This is a genomic window from Ancylobacter sp. TW_SC_1 (assembly GCF_056836805.1).
The window spans coordinates 2255061-2278272 of the sequence record NZ_CM166365.1 but is presented as its reverse complement, the minus strand read 5'-3'; the positions used below and the strand labels follow the sequence as shown (position 1 = coordinate 2278272).

The 23212-nt window shown below is 66.6% G+C and carries 18 protein-coding genes; 11 read left to right on the top strand and 7 right to left on the bottom strand.

Annotated features, from left to right (window positions below):
* Positions 1-36 precede the first annotated feature (36 nt).
* Positions 37-1887: a sigma-54-dependent Fis family transcriptional regulator gene (locus AC1PZ7_RS10510; protein ID WP_482359413.1), complete on the bottom strand. Its 1851-nt coding sequence runs from the start codon at positions 1885-1887 to the stop codon at positions 37-39.
* A gap of 238 nt (positions 1888-2125) precedes the next feature.
* Between AC1PZ7_RS10510 and adh the strand changes: the two genes are divergently transcribed.
* Entirely contained in the window at positions 2126-3643 is a 1518-nt protein-coding gene (adh, locus tag AC1PZ7_RS10505; RefSeq protein WP_482359412.1) for an aldehyde dehydrogenase, read from the top strand.
* A gap of 63 nt (positions 3644-3706) precedes the next feature.
* Entirely contained in the window at positions 3707-4126 is a 420-nt protein-coding gene (locus tag AC1PZ7_RS10500; RefSeq protein ID WP_482359411.1) for a DUF779 domain-containing protein, read from the top strand.
* Positions 4127-4219: 93 nt separating this feature from the next.
* Here AC1PZ7_RS10500 and AC1PZ7_RS10495 read toward each other — a convergent pair whose 3' ends face one another.
* From AC1PZ7_RS10495 to AC1PZ7_RS10485, 3 genes are all read right to left on the bottom strand, one after another.
* Positions 4220-4549, bottom strand: a complete 330-nt coding sequence (locus AC1PZ7_RS10495) for a hypothetical protein (RefSeq protein WP_482359410.1) — start codon at positions 4547-4549, stop codon at positions 4220-4222.
* A gap of 225 nt (positions 4550-4774) precedes the next feature.
* Positions 4775-5707: a response regulator gene (locus AC1PZ7_RS10490; protein WP_482359409.1), complete on the bottom strand. Its 933-nt coding sequence runs from the start codon at positions 5705-5707 to the stop codon at positions 4775-4777.
* On the bottom strand, positions 5697-9086 hold the full coding sequence (locus AC1PZ7_RS10485) for a hybrid sensor histidine kinase/response regulator (protein WP_482359408.1): 3390 nt from the start codon (positions 9084-9086) through the stop codon (positions 5697-5699). The genes AC1PZ7_RS10490 and AC1PZ7_RS10485 overlap by 11 nt, the downstream gene beginning before the upstream one ends.
* Positions 9087-9560: 474 nt before the next feature.
* Between AC1PZ7_RS10485 and urtA the strand changes: the two genes are divergently transcribed.
* The 7 genes from urtA to AC1PZ7_RS10450 all read left to right on the top strand — a co-directional run bounded on the left by urtA (position 9561) and on the right by AC1PZ7_RS10450 (position 16342).
* Complete coding sequence (urtA, locus tag AC1PZ7_RS10480) at positions 9561-10844, top strand: urea ABC transporter substrate-binding protein (protein WP_482359407.1); 1284 nt, start codon at positions 9561-9563, stop codon at positions 10842-10844.
* 100 nt (positions 10845-10944) lie between these two features.
* On the top strand, positions 10945-11871 hold the full coding sequence (gene urtB / locus AC1PZ7_RS10475) for an urea ABC transporter permease subunit UrtB (protein ID WP_482359406.1): 927 nt from the start codon (positions 10945-10947) through the stop codon (positions 11869-11871).
* 10 nt (positions 11872-11881) lie between these two features.
* A complete protein-coding gene (gene urtC / locus AC1PZ7_RS10470) occupies positions 11882-13060 on the top strand; it encodes an urea ABC transporter permease subunit UrtC (protein ID WP_482359405.1) in 1179 nt (392 codons plus the stop codon).
* A 12-nt stretch (positions 13061-13072) separates the two neighbouring features.
* Positions 13073-13840: an urea ABC transporter ATP-binding protein UrtD gene (gene urtD, locus AC1PZ7_RS10465; protein ID WP_482359404.1), complete on the top strand. Its 768-nt coding sequence runs from the start codon at positions 13073-13075 to the stop codon at positions 13838-13840.
* 10 nt (positions 13841-13850) lie between these two features.
* Positions 13851-14540: an urea ABC transporter ATP-binding subunit UrtE gene (urtE, locus tag AC1PZ7_RS10460; RefSeq protein WP_482359403.1), complete on the top strand. Its 690-nt coding sequence runs from the start codon at positions 13851-13853 to the stop codon at positions 14538-14540.
* A gap of 113 nt (positions 14541-14653) precedes the next feature.
* Positions 14654-15889: a formamidase gene (gene fmdA / locus AC1PZ7_RS10455; protein ID WP_482359402.1), complete on the top strand. Its 1236-nt coding sequence runs from the start codon at positions 14654-14656 to the stop codon at positions 15887-15889.
* A gap of 87 nt (positions 15890-15976) precedes the next feature.
* Entirely contained in the window at positions 15977-16342 is a 366-nt protein-coding gene (locus tag AC1PZ7_RS10450; protein WP_482359401.1) for an FmdB family zinc ribbon protein, read from the top strand.
* A gap of 13 nt (positions 16343-16355) precedes the next feature.
* Here the strand turns inward: AC1PZ7_RS10450 and ggt are convergent, their stop codons facing one another.
* Complete coding sequence (ggt, locus tag AC1PZ7_RS10445; RefSeq protein WP_482359400.1) at positions 16356-18110, bottom strand: gamma-glutamyltransferase; 1755 nt, start codon at positions 18108-18110, stop codon at positions 16356-16358.
* Positions 18111-18464: 354 nt separating this feature from the next.
* Between ggt and AC1PZ7_RS10440 the strand changes: the two genes are divergently transcribed.
* A complete protein-coding gene (locus AC1PZ7_RS10440) occupies positions 18465-18932 on the top strand; it encodes a YaiI/YqxD family protein (RefSeq protein WP_482359399.1) in 468 nt (155 codons plus the stop codon).
* A gap of 51 nt (positions 18933-18983) precedes the next feature.
* Complete coding sequence (locus AC1PZ7_RS10435; RefSeq protein ID WP_482359398.1) at positions 18984-19745, top strand: 3-keto-5-aminohexanoate cleavage protein; 762 nt, start codon at positions 18984-18986, stop codon at positions 19743-19745.
* A 13-nt stretch (positions 19746-19758) separates the two neighbouring features.
* Here the strand turns inward: AC1PZ7_RS10435 and AC1PZ7_RS10430 are convergent, their stop codons facing one another.
* The gene (locus AC1PZ7_RS10430) at positions 19759-20052 is read right to left on the bottom strand and encodes a cupin domain-containing protein (protein WP_482359397.1); all 294 of its coding nucleotides are present in this window, start codon (positions 20050-20052) and stop codon (positions 19759-19761) included.
* Between the two features lie 9 nt (positions 20053-20061).
* The gene (gene ppc, locus AC1PZ7_RS10425; RefSeq protein ID WP_482359396.1) at positions 20062-22854 is read right to left on the bottom strand and encodes a phosphoenolpyruvate carboxylase; all 2793 of its coding nucleotides are present in this window, start codon (positions 22852-22854) and stop codon (positions 20062-20064) included.
* Positions 22855-23212: the final 358 nt, after the last annotated feature.

Below are 23212 nucleotides of genomic sequence, written 5' to 3'. Positions count from 1 at the left end.
TGGTTCCCGCGAAACGCGCGCCCGGCGATCCCGCGATCAGGCGTGAAACAGCCGCCGGTACAGGGTCGAACGGTTGACGCCGAGCCGCCGGGCCGCCTGCGAGACGTTTCCGCCGCAGGCATCGAGCGCCCGCCGCATCGCCTCGACCGTCAGCGCGTCGAGCGTGCCGCCGGCCGGCGCCGCTGCTGCTGCTGCCGGAGCGGTAAGGATATCGGCCGGCAGCATCTCCTCGGCCACCGGCCGATAGGGCTCGGCGAGCGCCGCGAGCGCCCGCAGCGTGCCGGCGAGCTGGCGGAAATTGCCGGGCCAGCCATAGCCGGCGAGCCGCGCCTCGCAGCCCTCCGACAACGTCAGCCGCTCGTCGCCGACGAGCCGGTGCCACAGGGAGCGCACGATCTCGGCCCGGTCGGCCAAGATGCGCAGCGGCGGCAGTTCCACCGTGTAATGGGCGATGCGGAAATAGAGGTCCTGCCGGAAGCTGCCCGCCTCGACCAGCGCGCGCAGGTCGCGATGGGTGGCGCAGAGCAGCACGAAATCCACCTTCACCGGCCGGCCGCCGCCGAGCGGGGCGACCTCGCGTTCCTGCAGCACCCGCAGCAGCCGCGATTGCAGCGCCAGCGGCATGTCGCCGATCTCGTCGAGGAACAGCACCCCGCCATCGGCCTCGCGCAGCAGGCCGCGGCGGCCATGCCGGCGTGCCCCGGTGAAGGCGCCCTCCTCATAGCCGAACAGCTCGGATTCGATGAGTGTCTCGGGAATCGCCGCGCAGTTCACCGCGACGAAGGTCCCGGCCGCCCGCGCACTCAGCCTGTGGATTTCGCGTGCCGCGAGTTCCTTGCCGGTGCCGGTCTCGCCGCGGATCAGCACCGGGACGTCGGCCTCGACCATGCGCACGGCCCGCGCCAGTGCGGCGCGCTCGCTCGCACCGAGAAGCGGACCTTCCTCGCGCCGGGCCGGGCGGGCAAGCGGGGCGACGGGACCGGGCGACGGCCGGCCTTCGAAGTGGCCGTAAAGCGCCTTGCCATCCGGGCCGCGCAGCGCCCGGGTCTCGCCATCGGCGCCCGGCAGGCGCTCCAGCAGTTCGCCGGCACGCCTCTCGCCCAACGCCGACCAGTCCGCGCCGACCAGGCCGAGGCCGGTACGGTTCGCCGCCACCAGCCGGTCGTCCTCGAACACCAGCACGCCCTCGCGCGCCGTGCCGAGCAGGGCGCGGTCGGACTGCAGGCGCAGGATGCGGCGGCCGGCGAAATCCTCGTCGAAGAAGCGGTGCTCGATCTGCTCCACCGCGAGCCGCACGAGGCCGAGCGCGTGGCGATGGTCGACCGCCGCCGGGCCCGACATGTCGAGCGCGCCCACTGTCTGGCCATAGGGGTCGAGGATCGGCGCCGCCGAGCAGCTCAGGATTCCATGCGGGTCGTAATAGTGTTCGCCGCCATGCACCGCGATCGGCCGGCCCTCGACCAGCGCGGTGCCCACCGCATTGGTGCCGGTCGAACTTTCGCCCCACAGCACGCCGGGGCGCAGCGCCACCTGCGCCGCGCGGGCGGCGAAGTCGGCATTGCCGAGCGCGTCGAGGATCAGTCCGTCGGCATCGGTGAGGATGACCACGCAGCCGGTCTGCATGGCATCGGCGTAGAGGCTCTCGATCTCCGGCCGGCACAGCCGGCGCAGCCTTTCGTGATGCTCGGTGATGACGCTCAGTTCGTGCGCGGTCAGCGGTTCGAGGCGCGGCAGGGCCGCGCAGTCGAGCCCGCGCTCGGCACAGCGCTGCCAGGAGCGCAGGATCGGCTCCGGCACCAGCGCCGCCAGCGCCCGGTCGGGCCGGCCCAGCTGAAAGAACTGCTTTCGCGCCGCGAGCACGGTGCGCGTCGAGACCTCGTGGCGCATGCGATCCTCCCGGAGTGTTGCAAAATGCAACACATGTCGCAGGTCTTGTTGTTCTTTCCGACAGTTTCTAGCAAGTTTTCCGCCTGCGTCCATCGGCTTTATCTTCAAGCCATCGCGAGTACATCGCCAAACTCAGCAGTTTCAGTATTTTGCCGTACCGCAGCGACGATTTTGTGCACTGCGGTATTGGTCTGGCACGAGCGCTGCAATCTTCTGTGTCCCAGTCTGGGAGGATCCAATGAACAAGCCTGAAATCGCCATCACCAAGCAGTCTCCATTCAAGGCCCGCTACGGCAACTTCATCGGCGGCAAGTTCGTCGAGCCGGTCGCCGGCCGCTATTTCGACAACACCTCGCCCGTCACCGGCGGCAAGATCTGCGAGATCGCCCGCTCCGACAAGGATGACATCGAGAAGGCGCTCGACGCCGCCCATGCCGCCAAGGACGCCTGGGGCAAGACCTCGGCTGCCGAGCGCGCCGTGATCCTCAACAAGATCGCCGACCGCATGGAGGAGAATCTCGACCTCCTCGCCCTCGCCGAGACGTGGGACAACGGCAAGCCGATCCGCGAGACCACCGCGGCCGACATGCCGCTCGCCGTCGACCATTTCCGCTATTTCGCCGGCGCCGTGCGCGCTCAGGAAGGCGGTATCAGCGAGATTGACCACGACACCATCGCCTACCATTTCCACGAGCCGCTCGGCGTCGTCGGACAGATCATCCCGTGGAACTTCCCCATCCTCATGGCGGTGTGGAAGCTGGCCCCGGCGCTCGCCGCCGGCAACTGCGTGGTGCTGAAGCCGGCCGAGCAGACCCCGGCGAGCATTCTCGTGCTGGCCGAGCTCATCGCCGACCTGCTGCCGCCGGGCGTGCTGAACATCGTCAACGGCTTCGGCCTGGAGGCAGGCAAGCCGCTCGCCTCCTCGCCGCGCATCGCCAAGATCGCCTTCACCGGCGAGACGACGACGGGCCGGCTGATCATGCAGTATGCCAGCCAGAACCTCATCCCCGTCACGCTGGAGCTGGGCGGCAAGTCGCCGAACATCTTCTTCGCCGATGTGGTGGCCGAGGACGACGACTTCTTCGACAAGGCGATCGAAGGCTTCGTCATGTTCGCGCTCAACCAGGGCGAGGTCTGCACCTGCCCGAGCCGCGCGCTGATCCAGGAAAGCATCTATGATCGCTTCATGGAAAGGGCGCTGAAGCGGGTGGAAGCCATCGTCCAGGGCTCGCCGCTCGACCCGGCGACCATGCTCGGCGCGCAGGCTTCCTCCGAGCAGCTCGACAAGATCCTGTCCTATATCGACATTGGCAAGCAGGAAGGCGCCGAAGTGCTCACCGGCGGCGAGCGCAACATGCTCGGCGGCGATCTGGCCGGCGGCTTCTATGTGAAGCCGACCGTGTTCAAGGGCCACAACAAGATGCGTATCTTCCAGGAGGAGATCTTCGGGCCGGTCGTGTCCGTGACCACCTTCAAGGATGAGGCCGAGGCGCTCTCCGTCGCCAACGACACGCTGTACGGCCTCGGCGCCGGCGTGTGGACCCGCGACGGCAATCGCGCCTATCGCTTCGGCCGCGCCATCCAGGCCGGTCGCGTGTGGACCAACTGCTACCATGCCTATCCCGCCCACGCGGCCTTCGGCGGCTACAAGCAGTCCGGCATCGGCCGCGAAAACCACAAGATGATGCTCGACCACTACCAGCAGACCAAGAACATGCTGGTGAGCTACAGCCCGAAGAAGCTCGGCTTCTTCTGATACAAGCCCTCGGCGCCGCCCCGCCTCTTCCCCGGGGCGGCGCCTTCTTTCGCCGGAGGCCATATGCAGACGGACACCGTTTCCGCAGCCGGCGACCGGGGAGACGTCATCGCGCGCGTGCTCGCCACGCCCGCAGCACGCGAGTTGATCGCCACCCTCACCGCCGAAAATGGACCGTTGCTGTTCCACCAGTCCGGAGGCTGCTGCGACGGCTCGTCACCCATGTGCTACGCGATAGGCGACTACATCGTCGGCGACCGCGACATCCGCATGGGCGAGATCGGCGGCGCGCCGTTCTACATGAGCCCGTCGCAGTTCGATTACTGGAAGCACACCCAGCTCATCATCGACGTGGTGCCGGGCCGGGGCGGCATGTTCAGCCTGGAGAACGGGCGCGACGTGCGCTTCCTCACCCGCTCGCGGCTGTTCACCGATGACGAGCTGGAGCGCCTCGCCCCGCTCGGCCACGGCCCGGCGGACTGAACGACGGAACCTCGATATAAAAAGCCGCCCTCCGCAGATGCGGGCGGCGGCTCTGTTGGTCGGGCGAGGCCGGCGATGGCTTCGGCCGTCTCGTCACTGGCAGAGCAGGATGTCCTGCTCGCGCACCAGCTGGTAGCGGTCCGACAGCTTCACGACAAAGCGCACGTCGCCGCTGCTGTTGAGGCAGTAGTCGATGAGCCGTCCGTCGCCCCAGCTGATGCGGACGGCGCGCGGATTGTAGCAGAGGTTCTGCAGCTGCAGCCTGCCGTTCGACGAACTGATCTCGACGATGCAGGTGCGGTCCACCGCGCCCTGCAGGTCACTTCCCGCCCACCGCGGCTGCGCCCAGGCATAACCGCCCAAGCCCGCCACGCACAGCGCAAGCCCTGCCAAGCCGATGCCGATCTGTCTCCGGTACGTCACCTCGTTACCCCCGTCTGACGCGGATTTGGCGACGGAATTTACACTTCATTACCAATAAAGCAACAAAATTGAACTTTATTTGCGCTTCTTTGGTTCCGATTTGGAACTTGTTGTCCTACAAGCCATTGATATAGAACCCATAATGCCAGACGCGGCAGGGCCCGGACGCGCGCAGGCGCGCCGCCGGAGGCGCCGGCAGCGTGCGTCTGGATGATTCTGGACCGGCTATCTGGGCGTGAGCGCGGTCACCGCGAGGGCCGTGGCGGCAGCCCGATTCTCCACGCCGATCTTCGCGTAGATCTGCTCGAGATGCTTGTTCACCGTGCGCGGCGACAGGCCGAGAATCTCGCCAATGTCGCGGTTGGCCTTGCCGCGCGCCAGCCACATCAGGACTTCCGCCTCGCGCACCGTCAGGTTCAGCCGGGTCCGCAGCACCTGCTCGGGCGCCAGTCCCTCGTCGTCGACGATGCGCAGCAGAAGCTCCTCCGGACCGATCTGGCCGACATAGGACAGGCGCAACCGGCGCGGCGACCCCTCGACCGGCAGGTCGATCGCGTCCGGCTCGATCGCTGCCGGATCGCCCTTGCGCCCGTCGAGCCAGCGGCGAACCGGCTCGGGCAGCATGAGACTGTCACCGGGCGCCGGCACGGTGATCGAGGTCAGCAGGGCGCTCGCCTGCGGCGTGCTCCACAGCACCCTGCCCTCGCGCGTCGCCGACAGCAGATAGCGGCCGGAAGCGTCCAGCGCGGCGCGCGCGCTGTGGGTCTGGCGCGCATTGGCGAGATGCACGCGGATGCGGGCGATGAGTTCGTCCGGCGAGATCGGCTTGGTCACATAGTCGACGCCGCCGGCCTCCAGCCCCTTCACGATCTGCTCGGTCTCCGACAGGCCGGTCATGAAGATCACCGGCACATGGGCGACCGATTTGTTGCGCTTGAGCAGGCGGCAGGTCTCGAAGCCATCCATGCCGGGCATGACGGCGTCCATCAGGATCACGTCGGGGGTGATACGCTCGACCAGCGCCAGCGCGTTGGCGCCCTCGACGGCGACCAGCACGGTGGCGCCGGCCGCTTCCAGCGCATCGGTCAGGAGACTGAGCGTCTCCGGCGAATCATCCACCACCAGGACAATGTCTCGGCGCTCCACGCTATGCATCATTGCCGCGCAACGCCTCCAGGACAGCCATGTATTGCTTGAGGTCGAAGGTTTCCATCAGATCGCGCATATGCGCGACGAAGGCCTTGTTGTCGGGGGAGACGCCCTCGATTTCCCGCAGCTTGGCCTGGATGCCACGCACATAGCCGATCTCGCCCAGCTTCACGAGGTCGTCGATGTGCACGCCCGCCGGCGCCCGCAGCTTGCCGACCGGGATCGCCTCCTCCGCCGCCTTGGCCGCGAGCTCGGCCTCGCCGACCCATTCGAGGCCGAGCAGCGCGGCCATCTTCTCCAGCAGCGTGCGCAGATGCACCGGCTTGACCAGATGATCATCGTGCTGGGCCAGCCCGTCGCCGTGAATCTCGCCGGCATTGGCCGAGATCATGAGGATGCGCAGCCGTCCACGGCCTTCATCGCGCAGCAGCCGCACGACCTCCCAGCCGTTGAGGCCGGGCATGGAGATGTCGAGCAGCAGCAGGTCGGGATCCCATTCGCGCACCATGTCGAGCGCCTGCACGCCATCGATCGCGGCGAGCACGGTGAAGCCGAGCGGCACCAGCAGCTCGTGCATCAGGTCGCGATGGGCGGCGTCGTCGTCCGCGACCAACACGGTGAGGCGCGGCCCGGTATAGCCGGCGATGCGGCGATGCTGAATCGGCTCCAGCCGGGTGGGATTCGTCACCTCCGACAGCATCATCTTCACTCGGAAGCTGCTTCCCTGGCCGGGCGTCGAGGTCAGCGAAATCTCCCCTCCCATGATCTCGGTGAGCAGCTTGGTGATGGTGAGCCCCAGACCGATGCCGGCGGTCGAATAGGTTCCGGCGCGTTCGCCCCGCTCGAACGGCTCGAAGATGCGCCGGTGATCGGCCGCCGGAATGCCGATGCCGCTGTCCTCGACCTCGAACTCCGCCACCTGGTTGCGATAGGAGACGCGCAGCGCCACCCGCCCAAGCTCGGTGAACTTGATCGCGTTGGAGAGCAGGTTGATGAGGATCTGCCGCAGCCGCTTCTCGTCGGTATAGACCACCGCCGGCAGGCGCTCGGGACGCACATAGACGAAGTCGATGCCCTTCGCCGTCGCCTGCAGGCGGAACATGTCGACCACCTGGTCGAGGAAATCGCCGATGCGCACCTCGTCGCGGTTCAGATGCAGCCGCCCCGCCTCGATCTTGGAAATGTCGAGCAGGCCATCGATGAGACCGGACAGATGCTCGGCCGAGCGGCGCACCACGCGGATGGCATCGCGCCGGTGAGGCGGGATCGAGGTGTCGCGTTCAAGCAGCTGGGCGTAGCCGAGAATGGCGTTGAGCGGCGTGCGCAACTCGTGGCTGATGCCGACGACGTAGCGGCTCTTGGCGAGGTTGGCGGCCTCGGCGGCCTCCTTGGCCTTCTGCAGCTTGGCGTCGGTGCGCTTGTGCGCCTCGATCTCGCGCATCAGCAGCGCCGTCTGGCGGTTGCTTTCCTCCTGCGCCACGCGCCGGCTCTCCTGCGCCAGCACGAACAGCCAGGCCGCCACGCCGGCGATGATCAGCAGGATGAAGTAGAGCGTGAACAGCACGCTGCCGACCGCCTCGCGCTCGGCCACCGGCGCCAGTGTCGACTGGAAATAGATGACGCCGAGTATGCCGCCGATCACCATTGCGAGCAGCGACAGCACGCCGATGTAGTGACCGAGGCGCGAATTGATCTGCGCCACCATCCAGACCGGCAGCGTGGCGCGCAGCACCGCGAGAATCTGGTCGGGGAAGCGCGCCTCCTCCTTGCAGCGGTCGTTGCAGCGGGCGTCGAGCGAACAGCACAGCGAACAGATCGGCCCGGCATAGATCGGGCAATGCGCCATGTCCTCCGGCTCGAACTTGTGCTCACAAATGCAGCACTTGATCGTGAGGCGCGCATCCCAGTTCTTGGCCGTGCGGCGGGCGATGTAGTAGCGGCCCCGGGTGGCGAAGGCGATGCCGGCGGCCGCGACGAAGGACACGACCAGTGCCAGGAACGGCGCGAAGACCTTCAGCGTGGGTCCGAAAAAGCCGGCGAAGGCGACGACGCCGACCAGCGTGCCGGCCAGCAGCGCGCCGACGCCTACGGGATTGATGTCGTAGAGATGCGCCCGCTTGAACTCGATGCCCGGCGGGCTCCAGCCCATCGGCTTGTTGACCACCAGATCCGCCACCAGCGCCGCCACCCAGGCCACCGCCACGATGGCGTAGAGGCCGAGGATCTGCTCCAGCGCCTTGTAGATGCCGAGCGCCATCAGCGTCAGCGCGATGGCAACGTTGAACACCAGCCAGACCACCCGGCCCGGATGGCTGTGCGTCAGCCGCGAGAAGAAGTTCGACCAGGCGATCGAGCCCGCATAGGAGTTCGTCACATTGATCTTGAGCTGCGCCAGGATGACGAACACCCCGGTGAAGGCGAGCGCCACCTCCGGCGAGAACACCGTCTTGAACGCCACCAGATACATCTGGGTGGGCTCGGCCGCGTGGATGAAGGGTATTCCCTGCGTGAGCGCGAAATAGGCCAGGAAGGATCCCGCCAGCATCTTGATGCCGCCAGGCACGATCCAGCCCGGACCGGCGCTCAGCAGCGCCACCCACCACAGCGTGTTGCGCGCCGCCTCGCTGCGGCCCGGGGCGCGGCGCGGCAGGAAGCGCAGGAAATCCACCTGCTCGCCGATCTGCGCCACCAGGGCGAAGATCACCGTCGTCGCCGCGCCGAAATGCACGAGGTCGAAGGAGCCGTCCGGCGCGCCAAACCGCCCGGTATAGGCCGTCCAGCCGGCCAGCGGCTCGTCGTCGAGCGCGAAGATGAAGACGAAGGGAATGAGGTTCAGCACCAGCCAGACCGGCTGCGTCCAGAGCTGGAACCGGCTGATGAAGGTGATGCCATGCGTGACCAGCGGGATCACCACCAGCGCGCTGATGAAATAGCCCACCATCAGCGGCACGCCGAAGCACATCTCCAGCGCCAGCGCCATGATCGCCGCCTCGATGGCGAAGAACAGATAGGTGAAGGAGGCGTAGATCAGCGAGGTGACGGTCGAGCCGATATAGCCGAACCCCGCGCCGCGGGTCAGCAGGTCGATGTCGACCCCGAACTTGGCGGCATAGTAGCTGATGGGCAGGCCGGCGGCGAAGATGACCGCGCAGACCACGAGGATGGCCGCCACCGCGTTCTGGAAGCCGTAGGCCAGCGTGATCGCCCCGCCGATGGCCTCCAGCGCCAGGAAGGAGACGGCGCCGAGCGCGGTGTTGGCGACCCGCAGCGCCGACCAGCGGCGCGCGCTCTTGGCGGTGAAGCGGAGCGCATAGTCCTCCAGCGTCTCGTTGACGACCCATTGATTGTAGCGGCGTCGAACACGAACGATCTTTTGTTCCGCCGCCATAGGGGTTCGCCTCGTCGTGCCGACGCCAGACATCCTGCTGTGCTCACCCTCCCTCGGGGCATTTTGTCGTTGCCGCAACGCACTCACCGCCGCGATCACACCGACCGCGCCCGGTCACAAGCACAAATCGTTCCATTCAAGTCGACAGACCCCTGCCGAAGTGTTTCGCATCGAAAATCGCCGCATCTCCCGCCCATGCGACGAAAACGTCCGCTTCGGCGCCGATCACAGCGCCACGATGCCAGTCGATATTTGAGAACTTCAAAGAAAAACACTCACGCGCGCGCACGAATATAAATCGCGAGAACGCACACACGTCCCCACGGTAACGGCGCTACTGTGTGGGACGGGTGGCCAAACCCCTATACGTCAATCGACGTATTGCTGCGTCGCGGCATCGGCCTCCACGATCCACACAATGCAAGCACATCCGAAGCTTGTTGAGGCCACGTCAAACCCGTGGAGGGGATCTGTATGTCATCGAATAACGACAGTTCATCGAAATTTTCCAGCACGCGCCGCAAGCTCCTGATGGGCATGGCCGCGCTTCCGGCTGTGCCTCTTCTTTCGTCCACCGGCCTCTTTTCCACGCAGGCCTTCGCCCAGGCCCCGGCGACATCTGCCGTGAACACGACCGGCCTGGCCGTCACCGACACCGAAGTCACCGTTGGCATCCTGCACTCGGTGACCGGCACCATGGCCATCTCCGAGACCGGCTCCGTGCAGGCCGAGAAGCTGGCGATCGACCAGATCAACGCCATGGGCGGCGTGCTCGGTCGCAAGATCAAGTTCATCCAGGAAGACGGTGCCTCCGACTGGCCGACCTTCGCCGAGAAGGCCAAGAAGCTGCTGGTCAACGACAAGGTCGCCGCCATCATGGGCTGCTGGACCTCGGCCTCGCGCAAGGCGGTGCTGCCGGTCGTCGAGCAGTATAACGGCATGCTCTACTACCCGACCTTCTATGAAGGCCTCGAGCAGTCCAAGAACGTCATCTACACCGGCCAGGAAGCCACCCAGCAGATCCTCGCCGGCCTCGACTGGGTCGCCAAGACCAAGAACGGCAAGACCTTCTATCTCATCGGCTCGGACTACATCTGGCCGCGCACCTCGATGAAGATCGCCCGCAAGCACATCGAGGGTCACCTGAAGGACTCCTCGGTCGTCGGCGAGGAGTACTTCCCGCTCGGCCACACCCAGTTCAACTCGGTGATCAACAAGATCAAGTTGAAGAAGCCGGACGTAATCTACGCCGCGGTCGTCGGCGGCTCGAACGTCGCCTTCTACAAGCAGCTCAAGGCGGCCGGCATCGACCTCAACAAGCAGACCCTGCTGACCATCTCGGTCACCGAGGACGAGATCGACGGCATCGGCGGCGAGAACATCGCCGGCGCCTACAGCTCGATGAAGTACTTCCAGTCGCTCGACAACCCGAACAACAAGGAATTCGTCGCCGCCTTCAAGAAGATGTGGGGCGAGAAGACCGTGATCGGCGACGTCACCCAGGCTGCCTATCTCGGGCCGTGGCTGTGGAAAATGACCGTCGAGAAGGCCGGCAGCTTCGATGTCGACAAGGTCTCCGCGGCCTCGCCCGGCATCGAGTTCAACAAGGCGCCGGAAGGTTACGTCAAGATCCACGACAACCATCATCTGTGGTCGAAGGCCCGCATCGGCCTGGCCCAGCCCGATGGCCAGTTCAAGGTGGTGTTCGAGACCCCGGACCTGATCGAGCCCGATCCGTTCCCCAAGGGCTACCAGTGATCGTCTGAAGCTCCCACCCGGAGAGGGCTTGCGCCCTCTCCGGGGCTCTATGCCGTTGACGCAAGACCGCGCGATTGCGCGCACGCCGGGGGATTCCTGAATGTTCTCTGACTATTCGCTGGCCGAGCTTGGCTCGATTTTCGTGATGCAGGGCTTCGCCGGCCTCATCCTGTTCTCGGTTTTCGTTCTCATGGCGCTCGGTCTCGCCATCATCTTCGGCCAGATGGGCGTCATCAACATGGCGCACGGCGAGTTCATGATCCTCGGCGCCTATGTGACCTATTTCACGTCGCAGTTCTTCCTGAATTACATTCCCGGCCTGTTCAGCGCCTACTTCTTCCTCGCCATGATACTGGCATTCATTGCCGCCGGCGCGCTCGGCATGGCGGTCGAATGGCTCATGATCCGCCGCCTCTACAAACGGCCGCTCGACACACTGCTCGCCACCTGGGGCCTCAGCCTCATCCTCCAGCAGGTCTACCGCTCCGTCTTCGGCCCCCGCGAGGTCGGCGTCGAGCTGCCCAACTGGATGATGGGCTCGATTTCCGTCACCGACACGATTGAGGTGCAGATCAACGGCCTGTTCGTCATGGCCCTCACCATCGTCATCACCGTCGCCGTTGCCCTTCTGATGTACAAGTCGGCCTGGGGCAAACAGGTGCGCGCCGTGGTGCAGAACCGCATCATGGCCGGCGCCGTCGGCATCAATACCGAGAAGGTCGACCGCTACACCTTCGGCCTCGGCTGCGGCATCGCCGGCGTCGCCGGCTCCGCCTTCACCATGATCGGCTCGACCGGCCCCACCTCCGGCCAGCTCTACATCGTCGACACCTTCCTGGTCGTCGTCTTCGGCGGCGCGCAGAGCCTGCTCGGCACCATCGCCTCCGCCTTCACCATTTCGCAGGCCCAGTCGACCATGGAGTTCTTCCTCTCCGGTTCGATGGCCAAGGTCCTCACGCTGCTCGGCGTGGTCATCATCCTGATGCTGCGGCCGCAGGGCCTGTTCGTCATCAAGGTCCGTCGCTGAGGAGGCGCACATGATCAAGTCCGACCGCACCTTCTTCCTGCGCCCGCAGGACATGATCGGGATCGCGATCCTCGCCGTCCTTCTCATCGTGGTCCTGCCCCTGACGCTGGACAATTTCCGCCTACAGTTCGTCGGCAAGTACCTCACCTACGCCTTCGTGGCGCTCGGCCTGGTGCTGTGCTGGGGCTATGCCGGCATTCTCTCGCTCGGCCAGGGCGTGTTCTTCGGCCTCGGCGGCTACTGCATGGCGATGTTCCTCAAGCTGGAAGCCTCCAGCGTGGAGAATACCAAGATCCAGACCACGCCGGGCATCCCGGACTTCATGGACTGGAACCAGATCACCGAACTGCCGCTGATGTGGCAGCCCTTCAACAGCCTGACCCTCACCATCATCGCGGTGATCCTGGTTCCGGCGCTCTTCGCCTTCATCGTCGGCTTCGCGATGTTCAAGCGGCGCGTGGGCGGCGTGTACTTCGCCATCATCACCCAGGCGCTCGCCGCGATCATGACCATCCTGATCATCGGTCAGCAGGGCTATACCGGCGGCATCAACGGCATCACCGACCTGCGCACGCTCTATGGCTGGGACATCCGCACCGACGGCGCCAAGACGATCCTCTATTTCGTCTGCGTCGGCCTGCTCATCGCCTGCATCCTGATCGCCTATTTCGTGAAGTCCTCGAAGCTCGGCCGCATCCTCGTCGCCATGCGCGACAAGGAGGACCGGGTGCGCTTCTCCGGCTATGACGTCGCCAACTTCAAGGTGTTCGTCTTCTGCCTCGCCGCGTCGCTCTCGGCCATCGGCGGCGCGATGTTCACCCTGCAGGTCGGCTTCATGTCGCCGTCCTTCGTGGGCATCGTGCCCTCGATCGAAATGGTCATCTACGCGGCGGTCGGCGGGCGCCTGTCCATCCTCGGCGCCATCTACGGCACGCTGCTGGTGAACTGGGCCAAGACCTCCTTCTCCGAGAGCTTCCCGGAACTGTGGCTGTTCGGCCTTGGCGGCCTGTTCATCGCCGTGGTGCTCGCCTTCCCCAACGGCATCGCCGGCCTCTACCAGACCTATGTCGCCCCGCGCCTCGGCCCGCTGTTCGGCGGCGCCGCCAAGCGCCGGTCCAGCCCCCCCGCCGCGACGCCCCCCGCCCCGCCGCCGTCCTCCGGGACGGCCGCCCCCGCTGCCGCCGAGTGAGGAACGCGAGCCATGAACACCGCTGTCATCACCGACACCATGAACAAGGACTTCGTCCTTGCGGTGGAACGCCTCACCGTCTCCTTCGACGGTTTCAAGGCGGTCAACGACCTGTCCTTCTATGTCGACGAGAACGAGATCCGCGTGATCATCGGCCCCAACGGCGCCGGCAAGACCACCGTGCTCGACCTCATCTGCGGCCGCACCAAGGCCACCACCGGCTCGATCCGCTTCAAGGACCGCGAGCTGACCCGGATGAAGGAGCACGAGATCGTCCGCGCCGGCGTCGGCCGCAAGTTCCAGAACCCGTCGATCTACGAGGACCTCACCGTCTTCGAAAACCTGGAAATCTCCTACCCGAAGGGCCGTTCGGTCGTCGGCGCCCTCGCCTTCCGGCGCGACGCCGCGGTGAAGGAACGGGTGCAGGAGGTAGCCGAGACCATCTTCCTCGCCGACCAGCTCGACCAGCGTGCCGAATATCTCTCGCACGGCCAGAAGCAGTGGCTGGAGATCGGCATGCTGCTCATCCAGGACCCGGAGCTGCTCATGCTCGATGAGCCCGTCGCCGGCATGAGCGTGTCCGAGCGCAAGAAGACCGCCGAACTGCTCAACACCATCATCAAGAACCGTTCGGTGATCGTGATCGAGCACGACATGAAGTTCGTCGAGGACATCGCCCACAAGGTCACGGTGCTGCACCAGGGCAAGATTCTCTCGGAGGGCTCCATGGCCAAGGTCCAGGCGGACCCGAAGGTCATCGAAGTCTATCTCGGCCACTGAGGGACGGAACATGCTGAACGTTTCCCACCTGCACGTCTCCTACGGCGAGAGCGAGGTGTTGCACGGCCTCGACTTCAACGTCGCCCCCGCCGAGATCATCGCCATCATGGGCCGCAACGGCATGGGCAAGACCACGCTCATGAAGTCGCTCATGGGCATCGTCCCGACCAAGAGCGGCAAGGTGAGCGTCGGCAACACCGACATCACCAACCTGAAAAGCTATGAGCGGGTGCACAACGGCGTCGCCTATGTGCCGCAGGGCCGCATGATCTTCTCCACCATGACGGTGCAGGAGAACATCGAGACCGGCCTGATCCCGCGCGGCGAGAGCAAGGTGCCGCCCGACATCTACGAGCTGTTCCCGGTGCTGCTCGAGATGAAGGGGCGGCGCGGCGGCAACCTCTCCGGCGGCCAGCAGCAGCAGCTCGCCATCGCCCGGGCGTTGGCCACGGCGCCGAAGGTGCTGCTGCTCGACGAGCCGACGGAAGGCATCCAGCCCTCGATCATCCGCGAGATGGCCCGCACGCTGAAGCGCATCCGCGACGAGCGCGGCCTGTCCATCGTGGTCTCCGAGCAGGTGCTCTCCTTCGCCCTCGACATCGCCGACCGCGTGCTCGTCATCGAGAATGGCGAGATCGTCCACGAGAACCTGCGCGCCGACGTCGACGAGGCGAAGGTCGCCAAGTTCCTGTCGGTCTGAGGCTCCGGGGCCAGCCCCGAAGGGGCGGTCTCGATCTCGGAAATATGAATGGGCCGGCCGCTGGCCGACCCGTCCTGAAGTTCGCATGCAGCCCAAGGGGAACGGAGTTCGCCATGCCTGAGACACTGATTTCGGTCGATCTTTCCAAGCCGGCCACCGAGAACGAATTTCTGCACAACCGCTGGCACCCGGACATTCCGATCGCCACCTGGGTCGAGCCCGGCGCCGACTTCATCGTCGAGACCGTGGACTGGACCGGCGGCGCGATCGCCAACAACGATTCCGCCGACGACATCCGCGACGTCGACCTGTCGACGGTTCACTATCTCTCCGGTCCCATCGGGGTGAAGGGCGCCGAGCCCGGCGACCTCCTGGTGGTCGACATTCTCGATGCCGGCACGCTGAAGGGCCACGAATGGGGCTTCAACGGCTTCTTCTCGAAGAAGAACGGCGGCGGCTTCCTGACCGACCATTTCCCGCTCGCCCAGAAGTCGATCTGGCACTATGAGGGCATGTTCACCCGCTCGCGCCATGTGCCGGGCGTGGGCTTTGCCGGCCTCATCCATCCCGGCCTGATCGGCACCCTGCCCTCGCAGAAGCTGCTCGACACCTGGAATGCGCGCGAGCAGGCGCTGATCGACACCAATCCGACCCGCGTGCCCCCGCTCGCCAACCCGCCCTTCCCCAAGACCGCGCATCTGGGCAAGCTCGCCAAGGGCGACGCCTTCGACAAGGTCGCCTCGGAAGGCGCGCGCACGGTTCCGCCGCGCGAGCACGGCGGCAATTGCGACATCAAGGACCTGTCGCGCGGCTCGACGATCTACTTCCCCGTCTATGTCGACGGCGCCGGCCTCTCCATGGGCGACATGCACTTCTCCCAGGGCGACGGCGAGATCACCTTCTGCGGCGCCATCGAGATGTTCGGCGCGTGGCTGCACATCAAGGTGAACCTGATCAAGAACGGCATGGCGATGTACGGGATCAAGAACCCGATCTTCAAGCCGTCGCCGATCACGCCAAACTACAAGGACTACCTGATCTTCGAGGGCATCTCGGTCGACGAGAGCGGCACGCAGCACTATCTCGATGCCAATGTCGCCTATCGGCAGGCCTGCCTCAACGCCATCGAATATCTGAAGAAGTTCGGCTACTCGGGCGCGCAGGCGCACTCCATCCTCGGAGTCGCGCCGGTGCAGGGACATTTCTCGGGAGTCGTCGACATCCCCAATTCCTGCGCCACGCTGTGGCTGCCGACCGAGATCTTCGACTTCGACATCAAGCCTTCGGCTGCCGGTCCGACCAAGTTCATCGACGGTTCGATCGACATGCCGATCTCGCCGGACCTTTGACCCCCGCTTAAGTCCGGCGGGCGGGACGGCGCCTGGCGCCGTCCCGCCCCTTCCATCACATCGAGGAAACGCCCAAGGACAACGCTCATGCCCGTGTACGAATATCAGTGCGACAGCTGCGGCGATTTCACCGCCCTGCGGCCAATGAGCGAATATCAGGACCCGCAGCCCTGCCCGGACTGCGGCGGCCTCGCGCCGCGCGTGATGCTGACGGCGCCGCATTTCACCTCCATGTCGCGCGAGCGCAGGGTGGCGCACGCGACCAATGAGAGCGCCAGCCACGCACCGATGAGTGTGGATGGCTACAAGGAAAAACAGGAGCGCGCGCGCCACGGCTCCGGCTGCTCCTGCTGTTCCGGCATGAAGAGCCGCAGCAAGAAGAACCGCACCGCCACCGCCGCCTCGGGCGCGAAGAGCTTCCCCTCCGCCCGCCCGTGGATGATCAGCCACTGACGGGAGCCGGGGACTACTCCCCGATCGCCACGCCCTCGCGGCGCGGATCGGCCGCGCCGGTGAGCCCCTCCGGCCCGATCGACACCGCCTGCACGCCGGACGTCATCGGCGCCGCCTTCACCTGAAAGCCGAGGGAGCGCAGTCCCGGCTCCAGCGCCTCCGCCGCGCTCCCCGCCTCGACCTCCACCGCATCGAAACGCGCCAGCACGTTTGGCGCGGCGAGCGCCGCGGCGAGCGGCATGCCCCAGTCGAGATGGGCGATCAGCGTCTTCGCGACATAGCCGATGATCTGGCTGCCGCCGGGCGAACCCAGCGCCAGCACCGGCCGACCGTCCTTCAGCACCACCGTCGGCGTCATGGAGGAGCGCGGCCGCTTGCCCGGCTCGACCCGGTTGGCGACCGGCACGCCGTCGCGCTGCGAGCGGAAGGAGAAATCGGTCAGCTCGTTGTTCAGCAGGAAGCCGCCGACCATCAGCCGCGACCCGAAGCCCGCCTCGATGGTCGAGGTCATCGAGACCACATTGCCCGCGGCATCGACGATGGTGATCTGCGTGGTCGAGGGCAGTTCCGGCGCCTCGCCATCGGCCCGTGCCGGAGCGGCCATGGCGTGGTCCCAGGTCGGGCTGCCGGCCGCCACTTCCGGCAGGGCGTCGTCGCCGGCCAGCAGTTTCGCCCGCTGGCCGAGATAATCGCGCGCCAGCAGCCCCCGGGTCGGCATCGGCACGTAGTCCTCGTCCGCCATGTAGCGTTCGCGGTCGGCGAAGGCGAGGCGCGATGCGTCGGCGATCAGCCGCCACGCTTCCGGCAAAGTCGGACCCAGCGCCCCGAGATCGTAGGAATCGAGCATGCCGAGGATCTGCCCCAGAGTGAGCGCGCCGGAACTGGGCGGCCCCATGCCGCACACGTCGAGCCCGCGATAGGCACCGCAGACGGGCGCGCGCTCCTTCACCCGGTACTCGCGCAGGTCACCGAGCGAGAGAAGCCCGGGAGTGGCGGCCTCGCGCACGGTACGCACGATCTCCTGCGCCAGCGCGCCGCCATAGAAGGCGTCCGCGCCGTAACGCGCGAGACGGCGCAGGGTCGACGCATAGGCCGGATTCTTCAGCAGCGTGCCCGCCCCGAGCGGGGCGCCATCGGCGTCGAGGAAGTAGGCCCGCGCCGCCGCGTCGCGCTTGAGCGTCTCCACATCCCCGGCGATCAGCCCGGCAAGGCGCGGCGAGACCTCGAAACCGTTCTCCGCCAGATGGAGCGCCGGACGGAAGAGCTGGCCCCAGGCGATCCGGCCATAGCGGCGGTGAAGGGTTTCCAGCAGCCGCGGCGTGCCGGGCGTGCCGACCGAGCGCCCGCCGACTACCGCCTCCATGAAGGCCAGCGGCTCGCCCTTCGCATCCTGGAACAGGGTCGGCGTCGCCGCGCGCGGCGCGGTCTCGCGCCCGTCGAAGGTGGTGAGCGCCCCGGCCGCCGCGTCCCAATAGACGAGGAAGGCTCCGCCGCCCAGGCCGGACGACTGCGGCTCCACCAGACCGAGCACGAGCTGGGTCGCGATCATCGCGTCGATGGCGCTGCCCCCCGCCCGCAAGGTCGCGGCGCCGGCCTCGGCGGCGAGCGGGTTGGCCGCCGTCACCATCCAGTTCCTGCCGGTCGCGGACTTCTGACTGGCAAGAACCGGGGCGGCGGCCTCGGGCGCCTGCCCGTCCGAACTCTGCTGGGCGTAGAGCGGGGTGGCGACCAGGAGTGCCGCGACCAACCAGGACCAACCTCGCCGCATGGCCTCTCCTTCCGTTGTGAGTGCGCACCCAAGATTGCGCGTCGTAACGCGAAGTGAACAGCGCAATTGCCCGCCGCAGCGCAACAAATGCGTGACGTTTCGCCGAATCACGCTAGTCTGTAGTTGTCGTCAACAATCGAAAGGAGGTGATCCAGTGTCTGATCGTCTTGATCCGCGGTCGTCGGTATCCGTGACCTGGGCACTTGCCTCTTGCGAGGTCTGTGCCGCGTGATGCGACACATCGCGTCGCCCTTCTAGGCGACTACCGGGCCGGACCGCGGTCTGACATGGGAGGGGCTGTCCGCAAGGGCAGCCCCTCTTGCTTGATGCAGCTCGCACATCATCGGTAATACTGTGCCGAAACCCATCCTCATCTATATCGACGCCGACGCCTGCCCGGTGAAGGACGAGACGTACCGCGTCGCCGCCCGCCACCGGCTCAAGGTGCTTCTCGTCGCCAACAGCTATATCGCCATTCCCCGCGACGCCGAGGTCGAGCGCGTCATCGTGCCGGCCGGACTGGATGTGGCCGACGACTGGATCGCCGAGCGGGTGGAGGAAGGCGACCTCGTCATCACCGCCGACGTGCCGCTCGCCGCGCGGGTGGTCGCCAGGGGCGCCGAGGCGATCGGGCCGACCGGCAAGCCCTTCACCGCCTCCTCCATCGGCATGCAGCTTGCCACCCGCAACCTGATGCAGGATCTGCGCGAGGCCGGCGAGATCACGCGCGGCCCCCGCCCCTTCTCGCCGCGCGACCGCTCGGAATTCCTGCAGGCGCTGGAGCGCGCGGTGCAGCGGCTGAAGCGAAAGGGCTTCGGCTGAAACGAAACGGTGCCCTGGCGGGTTGATCCTCCGACGAACAAGGAGACGGTGATGCTGCAGGCCTGCCTCAACGGTTCCCGGGCGCGCGATTTTCATCCGCATGTGCCCCTGACACCCGCCCAGCTCGCGGCGGACGCAGCGGCCGTCCTCGCCGCCGGTGCCACCGAGCTGCATCTTCACCCTTGCGACCCCGCAGGCGCCGAGACGCTGGACCCGGAGCACGTCGCCGCGGCGCTGGAAGCGATCCGCGCCCGCGTGCCCGGCACGCCGATCGGCCTTTCCACCCATGCCGGCATCGCGCCCGGCGGCCCCGGCCGGCTCGACGCCGTGAAGCGCTGGCGCGTGCTGCCGGACTACGTCTCGGTGAACCTGATCGAGGACGACGCGCCGGAGATGATCGCGCTCGCCCTCTCCCGCGGCATCGGTGTCGAGGCCGGCCTGTGGTCGCAGGCTGATGCCGAGCGTTTCGTGGCGCGCACCGACGCGCGGCGCTGCCTGCGCATCCTCATCGAGATCAACGAACAGGACGAGGCGGAGGGGCTGGCGGTGGCCGCCGCCATCCGCAAGGTACTGGCGCGCGCCAGCCTCGATGTCCCCGTGCTTCAGCACGGTTTCGACGCCACCGTCTGGCCGCTCTACCAGGATGCGCTGATGCGCGGCCTCGACGGACGCATCGGCCTGGAGGACGGCAAGCACCTGCCGGACGGCAGCGAGGCGGCGGACAATGCCGCGCTCATCAAGGCCGCCTTCCGCCTCGCCCGCGCGGCCCCGAACCTGCCGCCGGAAGCCGTGCCGCCGCTGGCCGGCAAATAGCGCGCCGACCGGCCTACTTCATCTCGACCTCGACAAAGCTCATCGGCGCGGCGCCGGCATTGCGCACATCGTGGCGGATGCCGGCCGGGCGTGAATAGCCCGCGCCGGCCGCCATCGCGACCTGCGTCACCTCGTCGTCCACGTCGATCTCCATCAGCCCGTCGGTAACGAAGACGATGGCATAGTCCATCGCATGCTCGTGCCAGCCCGTCGTGGCGCCGGGCGCGAAATCCCAGCGGGTGATGCGCACGCGCGCATCATCGGCCAGCACGGTGGGCACGGCAGGTATGGTGCACGCAAAGGCCATGACGCCCCCTCACCCCGAGTTCCGCAACCCGGCCGAGATGCCGTTGATGGTGAGCTGGATGCCCTGCAGCACCTTCTCGTCGGTATCGTTGGAGCGGTACTTGCGCAGCAGCTCGACCTGCACATGGTTCAGCGGGTCGATATAGGGGAAGCGCGCGCGGATCGAGCGGTCGAGCAGCGGGTTTGACCCCAGCAAAGCGGGCTGCTCGGAGATCGACAGCAGCGCGTCGATCGCCGCCTGATGCTCGGAACGGATGCGCCCGAAGATGCTCTCGCGCAGTTCCACATCCTCGACCAGCTTGGCGTAGCGCGAGGCGATGGCGATGGAGCTCTTGGAGAGCACCATGTCCATGTTGGAGAGCTGGGTGCGGAAGAACGGCCACTCCCGGTACATCTCCCGCAGCAGCGGCAGCCCGTCCGGGTTGGCGTCGAGCCACTGGCGCACCGCCGTCCCGAAGCCGTACCAGCCCGGCAGCATCAGCCGGCACTGCGCCCAGGAGAACACCCAGGGAATGGCGCGCAGGTCCTCGATCCGGCGGGTCTTCTTGCGCGAGGCCGGACGCGAGCCGATGTTCAGCGTCGCGATCTCGTTGATGACGGTCGATTCCCAGAAATAGTCCTCGAAGCGCGGGGTCTCGTAGACCAGCGCGCGATAGGCGCTGAACGCCGCCTCGGAGAGCGTCTCCATGACGGTGAGGTACTCCGCGCGCGGCGCCATGGCGTCGCCGGACAGCAGCGTCGCCTCCATGGTCGCGGCCGCGAGTATCTCGAGATTGCCGCGGCCGACCGCCGGGTTGGAGTATTTGGACGAGATGATCTCGCCCTGCTCGGTGATGCGGATCTGTCCCTGCACCGCCCCGCCCGGCTGGGCGAGGATGGCGTCGTAGCTCGGCCCGCCGCCACGGCCGACCGAGCCGCCGCGGCCATGGAACAGCCGCAACCGCACGCCATGGCGCTTGAACACCTCGACCAGCTCGATCTCGGCCTTGTAGAGTTCCCAGCCGGAGGTGACGAAGCCGCCATCCTTGTTGCTGTCGGAATAGCCCAGCATCACTTCCTGCACACTGCCGCGGCTGTCCACCAGCTTGCGGTATTCCGGCAGGCGGAACATCTGCTCCATCACCTTGGCGGCGTTGCGCAGGTCCTCGATGGTCTCGAACAGCGGCACGATGTTCACCGCCGCCGAGCCGGCGGGATCGACGAGGCCGACCTCCTTGAGCAGCAGCGCCAGTTCCAGCATGTCCGAGACGCCTTCGGCCTTGGAGATGATGCAGGTCTGGATCGCCTCAGGGCCGTAGATGCCGTGGATGCGCGCACAGGTGCGCAGCATCGCCAGCTCGCCCACCGTCTCGTCGGAATAGGTCACGAAGGGCGAGGTGAGCGGCCGGGCGGTGGTCAGCTCGCGCAGCAGCAGCGCCACGCGCGTACCCTCGGGCAGCGACTTGTAGTTGGTGCCGGGCGCGGCGATCTCGAACAGCTCGGCGACGCAACGCTCATGCACGTCCGAGTTCTGCCGCGAATCGAGCACGGCGAGATGGAAGCCGAAGCAATCCACCGCGCGGCGCAGCGCCCTGAGCTTGCCACCGGCGATGGCGACGGACTTGTGTGCCTTGAGCGAGGCGTCGATGATGTCGAGATCGGCGCGCAGTTCGGCCGCCGAGGCATAGAAGTTCGCCGCCGGCTTCTCGGTGATGCCGACAAGATCGGCGACGTCGAGGCGGAAGGCGGTGGCCCGCAGCCGGGCGGCGATGGCGCTGGTGGCGAGGCGATAGGGCTCGTTGCGCCGGTGCGGCGACAGGTCGGGCGAGGCGTCCACCAGCGCGATGAGCTCGTCGGAGACCTTCACGCGGATGGTGCTGATCGACAATTCGGCGCCGAGATCGTGCAGTTCGTCGAGATAGAAGCGCACCGCCTGCGCGCACTGCATGCGCATGGTCTCGCGCGTGACGTCGGCGGTGACGAAGGGGTTGCCGTCGCGGTCGCCGCCGATCCAGCTGCCGATCCGCAGGAACGAGGCGACTTCCGGCGCCTCGACCCCGACCCCTTCCATCGCGGCAAGCCGATCCTCGAGCGTCGCATAGAGCGCCGGGAGCTGCCGCAGGAAGGTGTAGTCGTAATAGGCGAGGCCGTTGGCAACCTCGTCCAGCACGGTCAGCTTGGTCCGCCGCAGCAGGTTGGTCTGCCAGAGCATCAGCACGCGCCGGCGCAGTTCGTCGGCAGCGATCGCCTGCTCCTCCGGCGTCGGGTCGAGCCGGGCACGGTCGGCCAGCAGCCTGGCGATGCACATCTCGTGCGTCAGCGTGGAGCGGCGGCGCACCTCGGTCGGATGCGCGGTCAGCACCGGGCTGGCCAGCGCCGTGGAGAAGAATTTGCGCAGCTCCACGGTCGACATGCCGGCCTCGCGGGCGCTCTCGAGGGCCCGCGCCACCGTCGCCGGCCCGCCCGAACGCCCGCTGACGGCCGCCGCGCGCATGCGTCGGATGACGTTCTGATCCTCGGCGATGTTGGCGAGGTGCGAGAAATAGGAGAAGGCGCGGACGATGGAGATCGTCTGGTCCGGCCCCAGGTCACTCAGGATCGCTTCCAGCTCGTGCCGGGCGCCCTCGTCTTCCTCGCGGTGGAAGCGGGTGGAGACGCGGCGGATGTGCTCCACCAGTTCGAAGGTCGGCTCGCCTTCCTGATCGCGCAGCGTGTCGCCCAGCACACGGCCGAGCATGCGGATGTCGTCGCGCAGCGACAGATCGAGTTCGCCATCGGCTTCGAGCTCGGCATCGGGAAGGGCGATGGTGAGGGCAACTGACATGGCGATACTCCTTAAGGCGTAGGCAACTTAGCAATTAGCATGCCGTGCATGACACCCATGCCGTCCCCCTTATCCCCGGCCCGTGGCGGCATCGGAAGATGCGTGCCGGGTGCCCCGGCAAGGAGATACCTCGCTTCGCACGGCGAATGAGGCCGCCACGCCACAGCCGGCGAATTTCTCATCAATTGCCCCATAGCCGCCGCGATTGTGAACGAATCCGCCGCCAGGATGAACGGCGTGCTCAGGGAAGCTTCAGGGTTGGGCGTTCATAACAGTGAGCATGAAGGGCATCGTCGCGGACGATTCCCCTGAAAAGTGGCCGAAAGGCCGTCACGTCGAACAAGCGTATGCGTTACAG

What these genes read in the sequence shown, in the direction of transcription:
- AC1PZ7_RS10510 (WP_482359413.1), bottom strand. Translation starts at nt 1,887, where the DNA reads ATGCGCCACGAGGTCTCGACGCGCACCGTGCTCGCGGCGCGAAAGCAG.
- adh (WP_482359412.1), top strand. Translation starts at nt 2,126, where the DNA reads ATGAACAAGCCTGAAATCGCCATCACCAAGCAGTCTCCATTCAAGGCC.
- AC1PZ7_RS10500 (WP_482359411.1), top strand. Translation starts at nt 3,707, where the DNA reads ATGCAGACGGACACCGTTTCCGCAGCCGGCGACCGGGGAGACGTCATC.
- AC1PZ7_RS10490 (WP_482359409.1), bottom strand. Translation starts at nt 5,707, where the DNA reads ATGATGCATAGCGTGGAGCGCCGAGACATTGTCCTGGTGGTGGATGAT.
- AC1PZ7_RS10485 (WP_482359408.1), bottom strand. Translation starts at nt 9,086, where the DNA reads ATGGCGGCGGAACAAAAGATCGTTCGTGTTCGACGCCGCTACAATCAA.
- urtA (WP_482359407.1), top strand. Translation starts at nt 9,561, where the DNA reads ATGTCATCGAATAACGACAGTTCATCGAAATTTTCCAGCACGCGCCGC.
- urtB (WP_482359406.1), top strand. Translation starts at nt 10,945, where the DNA reads ATGTTCTCTGACTATTCGCTGGCCGAGCTTGGCTCGATTTTCGTGATG.
- urtC (WP_482359405.1), top strand. Translation starts at nt 11,882, where the DNA reads ATGATCAAGTCCGACCGCACCTTCTTCCTGCGCCCGCAGGACATGATC.
- urtD (WP_482359404.1), top strand. Translation starts at nt 13,073, where the DNA reads ATGAACACCGCTGTCATCACCGACACCATGAACAAGGACTTCGTCCTT.
- urtE (WP_482359403.1), top strand. Translation starts at nt 13,851, where the DNA reads ATGCTGAACGTTTCCCACCTGCACGTCTCCTACGGCGAGAGCGAGGTG.
- fmdA (WP_482359402.1), top strand. Translation starts at nt 14,654, where the DNA reads ATGCCTGAGACACTGATTTCGGTCGATCTTTCCAAGCCGGCCACCGAG.
- AC1PZ7_RS10450 (WP_482359401.1), top strand. Translation starts at nt 15,977, where the DNA reads ATGCCCGTGTACGAATATCAGTGCGACAGCTGCGGCGATTTCACCGCC.
- ggt (WP_482359400.1), bottom strand. Translation starts at nt 18,110, where the DNA reads ATGCGGCGAGGTTGGTCCTGGTTGGTCGCGGCACTCCTGGTCGCCACC.
- AC1PZ7_RS10435 (WP_482359398.1), top strand. Translation starts at nt 18,984, where the DNA reads ATGCTGCAGGCCTGCCTCAACGGTTCCCGGGCGCGCGATTTTCATCCG.
- AC1PZ7_RS10430 (WP_482359397.1), bottom strand. Translation starts at nt 20,052, where the DNA reads ATGGCCTTTGCGTGCACCATACCTGCCGTGCCCACCGTGCTGGCCGAT.
- ppc (WP_482359396.1), bottom strand. Translation starts at nt 22,854, where the DNA reads ATGTCAGTTGCCCTCACCATCGCCCTTCCCGATGCCGAGCTCGAAGCC.